The following is a 13,521-nucleotide window of genomic DNA, read 5'->3' as shown; positions in this document are numbered from 1 at the left end:
TTACGGCCGGAAATCGAAAGCATGCCATCGTCACAAACCGATTGTCCAATCAAAACGGCCTTGTGGTCGGAGAACCGCACTTATCCACATGCTCCGGGCGTGTCTCACCTGAAGTTGCCGTCGGCACTTCCTCGTGTGACATACGATGAAATGTATGAGCGACAACACCACGCAACGCAAGGCGCTGCAACAGCTGCAAAACGAACCGGATCAGGAACGCATCGCCTACTATCGCAAGCCGTTCATGGTGTTGTGGGCGGCCGTGCAGGAAGCATCAAGCGAGCTACAGGACGATTACTCCCTCTCCCCCGAGCTTGCCCAGTTATGGGTCGCGGAGCAGCTGCGGCAAGTATCGGACTCCTTGGTGGATCGGCTCGCCGAAATCGCTGTGGCTCACGGCGAATCGAAGTCTAATGTGGCACGCGCGGCGGGCGCGAGCCCAGACAACGTACTACGTCGCTTCCCCCGACTCAAAACGGACGCATCGCATGGGCGCACGCTCGTCGACGATGTGCTCGACACTTTGGAGTGACTCGATTCAGGGAAAGAAAGGGAGAGAATAAGTCGAAACAATTTCAGCAAATAACAAAAAAGCCCTTGAAATCCAAGGGCTGAAGCTCCTGCGGCTGGGCTTGAACCAGCGACCGTCCGATTAACAGTCGGATGCTCTGCCAACTGAGCTACGCAGGAATGTTGTTCGTCCCGAACCACAAAAGCCCGGAACCTCGCTCCTGCGACTGGGCTTGAACCAGTGACCGTCCGATTAACAGTCGGATGCTCTGCCAACTGAGCTACGCAGGAATATTCCCACCCGGAAGACAAGCTTCCGTGCACAAGTCACATATATTACACGAATCATCCAATCATGCAAATCAGGCGCTCCATAGCGTGTCGCACTACCATTCGAGCTCTTCGATGTCCATCGGATGCGAGTTGGTCTCGACCGACGAGACACGCCCGTCATGCATGCGTATCACCCGATCCGCGATCGGGGCGATAGCGGAATTATGTGTCACAATCACCACCGTCGCGCCCTTCTTGCGGCTCATATCCTGCAGAATGCGCAGCACCTGCTTGCCCGTATTGTAATCAAGCGCACCCGTAGGCTCGTCGCAAAGCAGAATCTTCGGATTCTTCGCCACCGCGCGAGCAATCGCCACTCGCTGTTGTTCGCCGCCGGACAGCTGCGCGGGAAAATTGTCAGCACGATCGGACAATCCCACGTCGGCGAGCGCGCTATCGGCGTCCTGCGCGTCGGAGACGATCTGGGAGGCGAGCTCCACGTTCTCCCGTGCCGTGAGGTTGGCCACGAGGTTGTAGAACTGGAATACGAATCCGATGTCGGTCCGACGGTACGCGGTCAACTGTTTGGGCGTATAACCGGAAATGTCCTTGCCGTCGATGATCACCTGCCCCGAAGTGTTGGTGTCCATACCGCCCAGAATGTTGAGCACCGTCGATTTTCCGGCGCCGGATGCACCGAGAATGATGGCGAGTTCCCCCCTGTCGATGGTGAAGGACACGTTGTCGTTGGCTGTGATGGTGGTGGATCCCATATGGTAGCGCTTGGTGCTGTCCCTCATTTCGATGTATGCCATGTCACACTCCCCGTTCCGTTGTCTGACATCCATGTCCGGATCAATAGGCTTTTTCTTTGACTATACGACTAAAGTAGGGTCTGTGGTTCCATGCAGAGGAAAGGATTTTCCATGGATGTCTCCAATGATGCCGACCGTTTGCAAACACTGCTGTACAGCTCCTATTCCACCGATACCGTACGGCAGATGGAGCGTCCTCTGCTGGATGATGGCGTGCCGCTGATGCGCATGGCGGCCTCCGCCACAGCCCAAGTGACGATGTCGTTGCTCGATGACGAGGATCTCCCGATTGAGAATGCGCGTGTCACCGTGTTAGCGGGCGCCGGGAATAATGGCGGCGACGGTCTGTATGCGGGTGCCGAATTGGCGAACGAGGGTGCGCAGGTGACGGCGATTGCGGTCGGACGCTCCTTACATGAGGAGGCTTTCAGAGCATTCGTGCATGCCGGTGGGCGTGTTCTGGTGTTGGATTCGGCGGCCGACATTCCGGGATGCACATCCGGGTTTTCCGCAGGTGAGGCCGGCGAACGGCTTCAGGCGGCGGTCGAATATGCGCGGAGTTCACATGTGGTGCTTGACGCGATGACCGGTATCGGGGCGGCTGGCGCGTTGCGGGGTATCGCAGGCACATTGGCCGCGTCCATCGGCGTGGATGGCGACCTGCCGGACAAACCAGCATTGCCGGACAATGAGCCGTCTGCCGACCTGCCGTTGGTGGTGGCCATCGATGTGCCGTCCGGAGTGGGGGTTGATGACGGCTCACTGCCAGGACCGTATATTCCCGCGGATGCGACGGTGACGTTTGGCGCGATGAAACCATGCGCTATGGTGCCTCCCGCCTCGTACGCGTGCGGGCGGGTCACACTGGTGGATTTTGGCTTCGATATCGACGACGCCGTTCCGTTCGCCGAGATGACGGACGGTGATTTCGTCTCGGATTCGATTCGTCTGCCTCGTCTTGCGGATGGCAAGTATTCGCGTGGTGTGGTTGGATTGGTGACCGGTTCGGCACGATATCCCGGTGCTGCCATATTGTCGGCGAGGGCTGCGGCTCGGACGAACGCCGGCATGGTGCGGTATCTGGGGCCACAGCGTGCGCAGGATATGGTGCTTTCCGCATTGCCGGAGGCCGTGCTTGGCAAAGGTCGAGTCGAGTCGTGGGTGGTTGGCTCCGGGGTACCGTCCGCAGGCGATGAGACAGGCGAGGATGACGCGCAGCGCGTCACGATCGCGGCCTTGCTGGAGCATTACGCTTTGCATGAGACCGATGACGAGATGAACGCGCGGGCTTTGGCTATGCCTCCCATCGTAGTGGATGCCGGCGCGTTGGATCTGTTGCCGAACCGCGTCGTACCACAGGTGGTAGTCACGCCGCATGCCGGCGAATTGGCAGTGTTGTTGAATCGTTTGGATGGCGACGGCGTCGAAGCCGTCTCCAGACAGCAGGTGGAGGCCAATCCACTGCGTTCGGCGTTACGTGCGCATGAACTGACCGGCGCGACGGTGCTTCTCAAAGGCGCCGTTACCATCGTGGTCGGTCCCGACGGTGACGGAGGCGATCGAATCATCCTGTCTGGACGAGCGCCCGCGTGGATGGCCACCGCAGGTTCGGGAGACGTGCTGGCCGGCATGTTGGGGGCGTTGATGGCTCAGCAGGACGGTCTGCTCACCGACGATCCCGCTTTGGTGCCGGAGGTGGCGGCGGCCGCCGCATACACACATGGGCTTGCAGGCGCGATCGCCAGCAAGTCGGAGCAACGCGGCTGGTGCTGTCCTCGTCTGTATGGCCATGCCACCAGGCATTCCGCGAATGCGATTGGTCATCCTATCGTCGCCACGGACGTCATTGCCGCCATCCCCCAGGCCTTCGACGAACTAATCCGCTAGAAATTACCACTCCGCTTACCGCCCCGCGCGCGGACGGACGGCGATGCGCATGGTGGCACACATAGCAGGCTTTGCCCATGCCTTGTGTGCCACCTTCTGTTTTCCTGCCCGCTTCTTATGTTGGATGTCTGGCAAGAGAGGTGGGTGCATGCAACAGTTTTCCGTGGTTCTGAATCAGCTCATCGGCATGGGCGTCATGCTGGTCGTGGGCGTGGTATGTGTCAAGACGAAGCTATTGAATGAGGATTCCCTGCAAGGGGTGTGCCGGCTGATCCTGAACGTGGGCATTCCGATGCTGGTGTTTTCCAACGCCGTGTCCGGCACCACGCGAGAGGATTTGTTCGGCTCCGCCGCGGTCATTGGCATTACGATCGCGTTGTATGCGCTGCTTATCGTATCGATGTGGCTGCTGGCGAAGCTGCTTCGGCTGCCGGGCGAGCGTGGGCGCATGTTCCAGGGCGCGTTCATCTTCGGCAACGCCGGGTTCATCGGCTTGCCGCTGATCCTAGCGCTGTTCCCCAAGCAGGGCGCATTGTCTTTCGCGCTGATGTCGCTGACCGATCAGTTCTTCTTCTGGACCTATGGCGTGTGGATCACCAAGCCGAAGGCGAACCGGCAGACATATATGGACGAGCATCCGGCGAAGACGCTGGGATCGAGGATCCTCGGCATGCTGAGCCCCGCACTGGTGGCCGTGATCCTCGCGATCGCGATCGTGCTCATCGGCATTCCGGTACCGCAGGCGGTGATTGCCCCCTTGCATTCGCTGGGCGCGATCTCCACGCCGCTGTCGATGATTTATCTCGGCGGCCTGTTCGTGCTGCGCGACTGGGCCGGCGTGCTGAAACGGTATGAGCTGTATGTGGGCATCGTGGTCAAAATGGTGCTCTTCCCCATCGCGTTCCATGCGCTGCTCGTCGCCGTGCCGCCGATGCTCGGCCTAGGGGCAATCCCCCGCAGCATGGCGGACATGATGACGATCATCGCGGGACTGCCGACCATGAGCGCCATCGTCATGTTTTCGGAACGCGAGCATAATATGCCCGAATACGCGGTGGGACTGGTGCTGGCCACCACTGTGGCGAGCCTGTTCACGCTGCCGGCAGTATCGTATCTAACGTTCTGACGTTTCCGCGGCGAGTCGGAACGCAAGGCGAGATGGACGTCTTACCCATGATCATGGGTACGGTACACTGGCGAAAGCAGACACATCTATGGAAGGGGCCCGATGGCCATTACAGCACCGTCAATCACCGATGTCATTTTCGATTTTTGCGGCGTCGTCATCGACTGGCAATCTCGTGCGGCTCTGGCGGGACGCTATCCGGCGGATTTGGTTGACCGCATCTGTTCCGATGATGACGAATTCGGATTCTTCGACTATGAGGACCGCATGGATCATGGCGAAGCCTTGGCCGAGGTGCTACCGGTTGTGGAACGTGATCATGGCCGGCGGATCGCCGATATTTTCAAGGATTACATCACCCGCTACGATGACGCGCTGGTCCGTCTGCTTCCCGGCTCCGAACAGCTGATGCGCGATTTGAAGGCAGCCGGATATGGCGTGTGGGGACTGACGAATTGGTCCCGGGAAACCATCCATTTCGCATTCGAGAAGTTCCCCCAACTGGAGGATATTCTTGATGGCACCGTCGTATCCGGCGTGGAGAGGAAATTCAAGCCAAACTCCGATTTCTACGAGCTTGCTCTGCGACGTTTCGGCATCAACGCGGACTCTTCCGTGTTTTTCGACGATACCGAGAAGAACGTCGCCGGAGCACGTGCGGTCGGCATACATGCGTTCCGTTTCACCGATGCCGATCAGGCGCGCAGGGATCTAATATCTTTGGGAGTACGTATCTGAGGCGCTTATCGGGCACTCTATTCGAACGCGTTCGGCGAGTGGCTCCGTCCAACCTTGTCCATTATGCAAAGAGGAATCCCATAAATCGCCGTTTCGTAAAGCGACGCTGGTATAAGTAGTAGTTATGACACTCCTTCAGCTGAAATACATTGTCAAAATCGTCGAATGCGGCTCCATGAACGAAGCCTCGCACGAACTGTACGTCTCCCAGCCCGCGCTGAGCTCCTCGGTGAAAGAGCTTGAGAACGAGCTCGGCATCGAGATCTTCACCCGTTCCTCGCAGGGCATCGCCTTGACTGTGGACGGCGCGGAGTTCCTCACCTATGCGCGTCAGGTGCTTGACCAGGCCTCGCTGCTCGAGGAACGTTACAAGAACGCGAAGCCGCGCAAGCAGCTGTGCTCAGTATCTACCCAGCACTACATGTTCGCCGTGGAGGCTTTCGTGGAGATGATCAACTCCACCAAATCCGACGAATACGAGTTCACCATCCGCGAGACCCGCACCAAGGACATCATCAACCAGGTAGCGAACATGCTTTCGGAGATAGGCATTATCTATCTGTCCGATTTCAACAAGGATGTGATTGGCAAGATGCTGCGGGAGAAGCATCTTGAGTTCCATCCGCTGTTCCGGGCACCGCTGCACGTATTCATCTCTCGCAATAATCCGCTTGCCGGGAAGAAGAAGGTCACCATGGATGATCTGAAGCCGTTCCCGTTCATCCAATATGAGCAGGGCGAGGAGGGCAGCTTCTTCTTCGCGGAGGAGGCCGTCTGGCCGGAGTATTCCCCCAAGCAGATCAACGTGACCGACCGTGCCACCATTCTGAACTTCATCATCGGATTGAACGGCTACACGGTTTGCACCGGCATCGACAATGGCGACCTCAACAACGAGAAGATCGTCACCGTGCCGCTTGACACCGATGAGACCATGCTGGTCGGTTGGATCACCAACGAACGCGCCAAGCTTTCGAAGGCCGCGGAAACATATTTGGAGAAGCTGAAGTCGGTGGTTTCAAGCCACGGATACAATCTCATCGACTAGATTCGGTTGACGGCAGGTCTGCCATCCGCAGATCCTAAAGACAACAAAAAGTCCCGCACCGACTCATGGATGGTGCGGGACTTTTTGTTGCAGCTGTCACTCACGGCAACATTGTTGGGCCACTGTTTGCCGGACCGCTATCAGGCGCCGTATCGTGCCAGATACGCTTCCGCGGCCGCCTTGATCTCAGGAGTGACGTACGGAGCGCCATCCGCCGTCTGGATATGCTGACCTGCTTCGAAAATCTCCTTCACGTTGGCGATGGCGAACACGGGGAAGCCGAATTCCGCTTCGACGGCCTTCACCGCGGATGTGTCGGAATCCTTGGTCTTTTCCATACGATCCACGCTCAGCACCAGTCCGACGACCTCGACGTCGGCCTCGGCCTTGAGCTTCGGAATGACCTCTCGTACGGCGGTGCCGGCGGTCATCACATCGTCGACGAGCAGCACCTTCATACCGTCCTTGAGCTGGGCGCCAACCATCATGCCGCCGTCTCCGTGATCCTTCTTCTCCTTGCGGTCGAAGGTATAGCCGACTTCCATGCCATGGGCATTGGTCAATGCGATGGCCGTGGACACGCCCAGAGGAATGCCCTTGTATGCCGGACCGAACACAGTATCGATGTCCTTCGGCAGATTGCCAGCCTCGATTTCCGCGATGATCTTCTCGGCATAGAACGAACCAAGACGAGCGATCTTACGCCCGTCGTTGAATGCGCCGGCATTGATGAAATATGGCGACTGGCGGCCGGACTTCAAGGTGAATTCGCCGAATTTCAGCGCCTGCGCCTCCAACAGGAATTCAGTGAAACGATGATCGAGCGAAGCGGTCATTTGTATGGTTCTCCTTTTCGACGGTTGGTTGCGGCCTATAACATGCCGCGATGAATGATGGTATTCGTCATGCCTGCGGCCGAATCAGCGCCAGGTCTCCCCTTTGGCGAGTTTGTCGGCGAGCTCGGGACGATCGTCGAGCAGATCGTCAAGCTCACGAGCCACGCGCAGCGGCGCGGTCGGTTCGAACAGCGCTGCCGCGCCGACCTCGATGGCGTTGGCTCCGGCATACAGATATTCAAGGGCCTTCTCACCGGAATCGATGCCGCCGATGCCGATGATCGGTATGGTCGGCAGCGCGGCACGCACGCGCCATACCGCGGCAAGGCCGACTGGTAGTACGGCAGGACCGGAAACACCGCCGGTGACATGCGTGATGACCGGTTCGCCCGTTCGGATGTTGATGCGCATTCCGAGCAGCGTGTTGATCAGGCTCAACGCGTCGGCTCCGCTTTCCACGGCGGCGCGCGCCGGCACGGTGATGTCAGTGACGTTCGGCGTAAGCTTGACGATCATCTTCTTGTCAGTGATTTTGCGCAGCCGGGTGATAAGCCTGGACAATGCCACCGGATCAGTGCCGACGCTCATGCCGCCGGCGGACACGTTCGGACAGCTCACGTTGATTTCCAGCATGTCAGCCGGCGAATCGTTGAGCTTGGCCACCACTTCGGCGTAGTCGTCGTCGCAATGGCCTGCGACGTTGGCTATGACCGTCGCGTTGATGGCTTTGAGCTTGAGCAGATCGTCCTCCAAATAGTGGTCGACGCCCGGATTCTGCAGCCCGACGGCGTTGATGTTGCTGGATGGACCTTCCGCGGTGCGTACGCCGGGATTGCCTTCCCACGGCACCGGTGAGACGCCTTTGGTGGTGACCGCGCCCAGCTGGCTCACGTCGTAGAACCAGCGCACCGCCGCGTATTGGAATGTGCCGGAGGCCGTGGCCACCGGATTCTTCCATGGAACGCCCGCCACCTGGGTGGGATGCTTCCATTCATGCTGTTCGTACAGGTTCGCATGCTGCGGTTGCTCCACGTTCATGCTCACTCCCCCCATCCCAGTTGTTCGCGGGTGAATACCGGTCCGTCGGAGCAGACCTTCAACCGTCCCTCGACCGTGTCGACGGTGCAAAGCACGCAAGTGCCGTAGCCGCAGCCCATACGCTGTTCGAGGCTCAGCTGAGCCTCGATGCCGCGTTTCGCCGCCCATGCGGCAACGGCCTTCATCATCGGCAGCGGACCGCATGAAAGGATGATCGGCTTCTTATCACCCGTCATCAATTCGTTTTCGATACGATCGAGCAACGTGATGACGTTGCCCTCGGATTCGTCGATGCTGTACACCTTGTCCGCGTATCGGCCGACATACTCATCGCCGAAACGCACATTGCGATAGCCGAATACCGCGGTGCTTGAGGCATGTTCCAGACCCGCGATATACTGCGCGGCACGCACCAGTGGCGGCACGCCGAGGCCTCCGGCCACCAGCACATAATTCGCCGCCTGCTTGGTGCCGAAACTGTTGCCGAGGGGTCCCATCACGCGGATGGTATCTCCCGCATGCAGCCCGGCGAATTCGGCAGTGCCTTTGCCTACGACGGCGAACATGAGACTCACCTCATCGCCGTCTACTTCGGCCACGCCGAACGGGCGAGGCATAAGCCGGGTCGGATCGTTGGAATACACATCTACGAACTGCGCCGGCTTGGCATGTCCGGCGATGTATTCGTCACGGAACGTCAGACGGTATACGCCATCGGCCAGTTTACGGTTATCGACGACTTCGACCGTATGACGGCTGGGAAAGAATCCGGCTTCCCTCGCCTCCGTGACGGTCGGCATGAACGTTGCTGCGGCGGTCATGGCTTCCTCTCTTTATGCTTCGTTTGATGGGACACGTTACTGGGATTGGTTTCCCACGGCCTACGGCAATACGGCGCGAAGATCGTCACGCATGTTCTTCGCCGCCTCTCGCGCCGATTCGGCGACCAGGTCAAGCGCGTCGTCCGCGCTCATGGATTCGTCGTATTTCCCGGATTTCCTCCACGCGCCGATGATGCCGCGCGACGAGTTGACGAGCGCTCCCCTGCCGTCCTTGTCGAACATGCCGGCCACGCCCTGCGCGGTGCCTCCCTGCGCACCGTAACCCGGCACCAGGAAGAACGTATGGGGCATACGCGCGCGTAGCGCCTTACCCTCCTCGGGATGCGTGGCGCCGACCACTGCGCCGACACGCGAATATCCGCTCTTGCCTACGGTTTCGGCACCCCAGCCTTCGATCAAATCGGCGACATGCTCATACACGTGCTCGCCGGAGGCAAGTTCAAGCTCCTGAAGCTCGCTGCTGGACGGGTTGGAGGTGCGGACCAGCACGAAAATGTCCTTGTCGGCCGAAGTGGCGGCCTCGACGAACGGTGCGATGCCATCGGTGCCGAGATAGGGATTCACGGTGACCGCATCCTCATGCCACGGATCGAAAGCGTCTTCCCCTGTTCCGATGCCGCTCAGATGGTGGGCGTAGGCCGCGGCAGTGGAGCCGATGTCGCCGCGCTTGACATCGCCGAGCACGTACAGTCCCTGCTGTTTGGCGTATTCGCAGGTCATGGCGTAGGCGTCGATGCCTGCGGGGCCGAGTGCCTCGTACATGGCGATCTGCGGTTTGACCGCCGGTACGATGTCGGCCACGGCGTCGATGATGGCACGGTTGAACTCGAAGAAGGCGACGGACAACTGGGTGGCCGGCGCCTCCGTCGGATCCTCAACCTGTTCGCCGATCTCCTCCGCGAAGCTTGCCACGATCTGTTCCGGCACCAGCGCTTCGGTGGGGTCTAGTCCCACGACGCTTGGATTCTGCTTGGCTTCGATGGCTTCGATCAGACGGTCCATCAGTCCTCCTTGTCGATGCGGCTGAAGGCCAGCTTCGAGCCGATGATGGTGGCGAGCGGCCGGCCGGTGACCTGCCATCCGCCGAATGGGGTGTTACGTGCCGAGGAGTGGAACTTCTCCGGGTCGACGGTCCATTCCTCTCCGGTGTTCAGCACCACGAGATCCACCTGGTCGCTTTCGGGCACGCGGCCCAGATCAAGCACGCGCTTGGTGTCGTCGTCTCCCGGCACGGCGTCGGCGTAGTCGTCGAGTACCGCCGTGATATCCGTTTTGTCGTGGCCCATGAGTTCGGCCGGACCGGTGGACATGAGTTCGATGAGACGTTCGTCGGAAATGAATCCACCGTCCACAAGTACCTTGTGGCAGACGCCGTATGCGCATTCCAGCCCGATGATGCCGTTGGGCGCGTCGAGGAAGCCGAGTTCCTTCTCTTCCATGGTGTGGGGCGCATGGTCAGTGGCTAACAAATCGACCGTGCCGTCGGCGATGGCCGCGATGGTGGCCTGTCTGTCAGCCTCGGAGCGTAGCGGCGGGTTCATCTTGGCCAAAGTGCCGTACTTAAGCAGCGCCTCGTCATTCAACGCGATATAGTGCGGTGCTGTCTCGCAGGTGATCGGAAGGCCCTCAGCCTTCGCTTTGCGGATCGCTTCGAAGGAGATCGCAGTGCTGACATGTTGGAAATGCACATGCACACCGGTTTCACGGGCCATCTCGATGTCGCGCTCAACGATTTTGAGCTCCGTATCCTCCGGGATGCCGGGAACGCCGAGCTCGCGTGACACCGGTCCTTCATTGACCGCTCCGGTGTCGTGATGCTCGCAGTGCTCAATGAGGTACAAGCCCGATTCCTTGACATTCCCGAACACCTGTTTGAGGATGTCCGAAGTCACGGCCGCGCCGTCATCGCTGACGGCGGTCACCGGATGCGCCAGTTGATAGGCGTCCTTGTGATCGTCATCATGCCCCGGCAGATATCCGATCCAGTCGGCCACATCGGTGGCCTCCCTGCCGGCGCGCCCCTTCGATGCGCACACGCACAGGTCATAGCGAACCGGCAATTTCACATCGTGAGCGGATTCGTAATGCTGCAGGTAATCAATGACAGTGTCATATCCGGCATTAAGCACCTCGGATGCGCCCGGATGCCCAGGCTCCACCTTCATGCCATCCATTGCGGGAACGGTGTTCGGCATGATAAGAACGTTCGTGTATCCTCCGGATGCGGCGGCTGCGCAACCGGAGACCATGGACTCCTTGTATGTCTGACCGGGATCGCGGAAATGCACATGCGGATCTTCGAATCCGGGAGCGATGGTCATCGCCGAGGCATCCACAGATTCGTTCGTATCGGAGGGAACGACCAGGTCGATGACCTCTCCGGTGTTCCAGACCTTGATGTCGTGAAGGATGAGGGACATGAATCAGAACTTCGCTTCCTCGTCGCAGTAGTCGCAGCGGTACTCCTGACGGTCGGAATGCACCAGGTGGAACATCTGCACGGCAGGTTCGGTGGTGGTCACGCAGCGCGGGTTCACGCACTTGATGATGTTCACCACATGCTCGGGCAGCGTCGGCTTCTTCTTCTCGACGATCTTGCCGCCGCGCACGATGCCGACGGTGGCGGTGCGAGCCACAAGACCCAGCACGTCAAGGTCGATGGACTCGGTTTCGTCCTCGATCTTGATGATGTCCTTGGTGCCGTACAGGTGGCTGTCGGTATTCATGATCAGCGCGAGCTTGGTTTTGGACGGGTCGATCTTCAGGTATTCGAGCACCTTGAGCGCGGTGCCGGCCGGCACGTGATCGATGATGATGCCGTTCTGAATGCTGGTGACTTCCATCAGGCCTGTACCTCCTTGGCTTCCGACGGTTCGTATCCCGGCAGTTCGTCACCGACCACCGAGCTTTCCAGCGCCATGCGCATGAGCATGCCGTTCTTGACCTGTTCGAAATAGGCGGCGCGCGGGTCGTCATCCACTTCCACCGCGATCTCGTTGACGCGCGGCAGCGGATGCAGCACGGCCATGTCCTTCTTGGCGTACGCCATCTTCGCCTCATCAAGGATGTAGGTGTCGCGCAGACGCAGGTAATCATCCTCGTTGAAGAAGCGCTCCTTCTGCACGCGGGTCATGTACAGCACGTCAAGGTCGCCGATGACGGAGACGAGATCCTTGACCTCGGCATAGGAGCAGGAGTCGGTGGCGTCGATGCGGTCAAGCACATACTGCGGGGTCTTGAGCTCGTCCGGACTGATGAGCACGAAGTTGACGTTGCCGAAGCGGCACAGCGTCTCGATCAGGGAGTGCACGGTGCGGCCGAAGGTAAGGTCTCCGCACAGGCCGACGGTGAGGTTGGTGACGCGGCCGAAGCGGGACTGCAGGGTGGCCAGATCGGCCAGGGTCTGCGTCGGATGCATGTGCCCGCCATCGCCGGCGTTGATGACCGGCACGGATGCGGCACGGGAGGCAACGAGCGCCGCTCCTTCCTTCGGATGACGGATGGCGACGACGTCCACGTAGTTGGAGACGGTCTTCAGCGTGTCGGCGATGGTCTCACCCTTGGTGACGGACGCGAGCTGTGCGCCCGCGAAACCGATCACCTTGCCGCCGAGTCGCAGCATGGCGGTTTCGAAGCTCAGACGAGTGCGCGTGCTCGGCTCATAAAACAAAGTGGCGAGCACCCTGCCTTCGCAGGTGTGCGCCACTTCCTTACGATGGGAATCGATGTACTGCGCTTTACGGAGCAGTTCCTGGATTTGACGAAGGGAAAGATCATCGAGCGTGATGACGCTTTTTCCGACCATCGGCGTTTCAATCGCCGGTTCGAGTACTGAGGACAACGGCTCACCTTTCATGCAACTTGTGGTTGAAGGTGGCCACTCGAAGTGACCTAGCCAACTATAGCCTGAAACGCTGACTCCCATCATTCACCGCGTGTTCACGTTTTGCGTTTGTTCAAAAGTTCGTTCGCGGAGACACGTCGGACGTTCATATGTAAAGAAGAACATCGTCCGGCATTAGTCTTTGATACGGGCGGAAAAAGCATGCGATCAACAATATCTATAATTCTATAAATAAGATATGTCAGGCCAAGGTAGGAATATACGGATATGAGCAATACGAACGATTCGGCGAAGAAGCCCATCTCCAAAAGCGCGATCACGGCTATCGTGTCCGCAGTGACCTCCATTCCGCTGGCATTCGGCAGACCCGTGCTGGCGAAGTTCTTCTGCTCCATTTTCGTGGACGTGTCCATCGTGTTCGCGGTCATCGCGCTGATAGCGGTGTTCGGCACGCGCAAGCACGGAAGCAGAGCCCTTGCCCTCAGCGCAGCTGTCCTCGTGACGCTGGTCGCAATCGTGCTGTCGATGTACGTGCGCTGAACGGTCGAAGGTCGGACGCACCGG

Annotated in this window: 14 protein-coding genes and 2 tRNA genes; 6 read left to right on the top strand and 10 right to left on the bottom strand. The window is 59.3% G+C overall.

Annotation, left to right across the window (positions count from 1 at the left end; all coding sequences use genetic code 11):
* Nucleotides 1–154: 154 nt before the first annotated feature.
* Nucleotides 155–532 (top strand): hypothetical protein, encoded by a 378-nt coding sequence (locus OU26_RS00280; RefSeq protein WP_026645915.1) that lies wholly within the window; start codon nucleotides 155–157, stop codon nucleotides 530–532.
* 85 nt (nucleotides 533–617) lie between these two features.
* Here OU26_RS00280 and OU26_RS00275 read toward each other — a convergent pair.
* The 3 genes from OU26_RS00275 to OU26_RS00265 all read right to left on the bottom strand — a co-directional run bounded on the left by OU26_RS00275 (nucleotide 618) and on the right by OU26_RS00265 (nucleotide 1,598).
* Nucleotides 618–690 (bottom strand) — tRNA-Asn (locus OU26_RS00275).
* Between the two features lie 38 nt (nucleotides 691–728).
* Nucleotides 729–801: transfer RNA gene (locus tag OU26_RS00270), tRNA-Asn, on the bottom strand.
* Nucleotides 802–896: 95 nt separating this feature from the next.
* Nucleotides 897–1,598, bottom strand: coding sequence for an ABC transporter ATP-binding protein (locus OU26_RS00265; RefSeq protein WP_026645914.1), 702 nt, complete (start codon nucleotides 1,596–1,598; stop codon nucleotides 897–899).
* Between the two features lie 111 nt (nucleotides 1,599–1,709).
* Here OU26_RS00265 and OU26_RS00260 point away from each other — a divergent pair, with 111 nt between their 5' ends.
* The 4 genes from OU26_RS00260 to OU26_RS00245 all read left to right on the top strand — a co-directional run bounded on the left by OU26_RS00260 (nucleotide 1,710) and on the right by OU26_RS00245 (nucleotide 6,397).
* On the top strand, nucleotides 1,710–3,485 hold the full coding sequence (locus OU26_RS00260) for a bifunctional ADP-dependent NAD(P)H-hydrate dehydratase/NAD(P)H-hydrate epimerase (RefSeq protein WP_026645913.1): 1,776 nt from the start codon (nucleotides 1,710–1,712) through the stop codon (nucleotides 3,483–3,485).
* 148 nt (nucleotides 3,486–3,633) lie between these two features.
* Complete coding sequence (locus OU26_RS00255) at nucleotides 3,634–4,611, top strand: AEC family transporter (protein WP_026645912.1); 978 nt, start codon at nucleotides 3,634–3,636, stop codon at nucleotides 4,609–4,611.
* A gap of 108 nt (nucleotides 4,612–4,719) precedes the next feature.
* Complete coding sequence (locus OU26_RS00250) at nucleotides 4,720–5,349, top strand: HAD family hydrolase (RefSeq protein ID WP_026645911.1); 630 nt, start codon at nucleotides 4,720–4,722, stop codon at nucleotides 5,347–5,349.
* A 124-nt stretch (nucleotides 5,350–5,473) separates the two neighbouring features.
* On the top strand, nucleotides 5,474–6,397 hold the full coding sequence (locus tag OU26_RS00245; RefSeq protein WP_026645910.1) for a LysR family transcriptional regulator: 924 nt from the start codon (nucleotides 5,474–5,476) through the stop codon (nucleotides 6,395–6,397).
* A gap of 140 nt (nucleotides 6,398–6,537) precedes the next feature.
* Here OU26_RS00245 and pyrE read toward each other — a convergent pair whose 3' ends face one another.
* The 7 genes from pyrE to pyrB all read right to left on the bottom strand — a co-directional run bounded on the left by pyrE (nucleotide 6,538) and on the right by pyrB (nucleotide 12,918).
* The gene (gene pyrE / locus OU26_RS00240; protein WP_026645909.1) at nucleotides 6,538–7,233 is read right to left on the bottom strand and encodes an orotate phosphoribosyltransferase; all 696 of its coding nucleotides are present in this window, start codon (nucleotides 7,231–7,233) and stop codon (nucleotides 6,538–6,540) included.
* Nucleotides 7,234–7,317: 84 nt separating this feature from the next.
* Entirely contained in the window at nucleotides 7,318–8,286 is a 969-nt protein-coding gene (locus OU26_RS00235; RefSeq protein ID WP_152571274.1) for a dihydroorotate dehydrogenase, read from the bottom strand.
* Complete coding sequence (locus tag OU26_RS00230; RefSeq protein WP_026645907.1) at nucleotides 8,274–9,092, bottom strand: dihydroorotate dehydrogenase electron transfer subunit; 819 nt, start codon at nucleotides 9,090–9,092, stop codon at nucleotides 8,274–8,276. Before OU26_RS00230 ends, OU26_RS00235 begins: the two co-directional genes overlap by 13 nt.
* A 60-nt stretch (nucleotides 9,093–9,152) precedes the next feature.
* Entirely contained in the window at nucleotides 9,153–10,115 is a 963-nt protein-coding gene (gene pyrF / locus OU26_RS00225) for an orotidine-5'-phosphate decarboxylase (protein WP_026645906.1), read from the bottom strand.
* Complete coding sequence (locus OU26_RS00220) at nucleotides 10,115–11,533, bottom strand: dihydroorotase (RefSeq protein ID WP_026645905.1); 1,419 nt, start codon at nucleotides 11,531–11,533, stop codon at nucleotides 10,115–10,117. Before OU26_RS00220 ends, pyrF begins: the two co-directional genes overlap by 1 nt.
* A gap of 3 nt (nucleotides 11,534–11,536) precedes the next feature.
* Nucleotides 11,537–11,956 (bottom strand): aspartate carbamoyltransferase regulatory subunit, encoded by a 420-nt coding sequence (locus OU26_RS00215; RefSeq protein ID WP_026645904.1) that lies wholly within the window; start codon nucleotides 11,954–11,956, stop codon nucleotides 11,537–11,539.
* Nucleotides 11,956–12,918 (bottom strand): aspartate carbamoyltransferase, encoded by a 963-nt coding sequence (gene pyrB / locus OU26_RS00210; protein ID WP_026645903.1) that lies wholly within the window; start codon nucleotides 12,916–12,918, stop codon nucleotides 11,956–11,958. Before pyrB ends, OU26_RS00215 begins: the two co-directional genes overlap by 1 nt.
* Before the next feature lie 306 nt (nucleotides 12,919–13,224).
* Between pyrB and OU26_RS00205 the strand changes: the two genes are divergently transcribed.
* Nucleotides 13,225–13,497, top strand: coding sequence for a hypothetical protein (locus tag OU26_RS00205; RefSeq protein ID WP_026645902.1), 273 nt, complete (start codon nucleotides 13,225–13,227; stop codon nucleotides 13,495–13,497).
* Nucleotides 13,498–13,521 lie beyond the last annotated feature (24 nt).

This window comes from Bifidobacterium ruminantium DSM 6489, from assembly GCF_000770925.1.
Lineage (GTDB): Bacteria > Actinomycetota > Actinomycetes > Actinomycetales > Bifidobacteriaceae > Bifidobacterium > Bifidobacterium ruminantium.
Note: the sequence above shows the minus strand (reverse complement) of the source record. Positions and strands in the feature narration are given on the sequence as shown.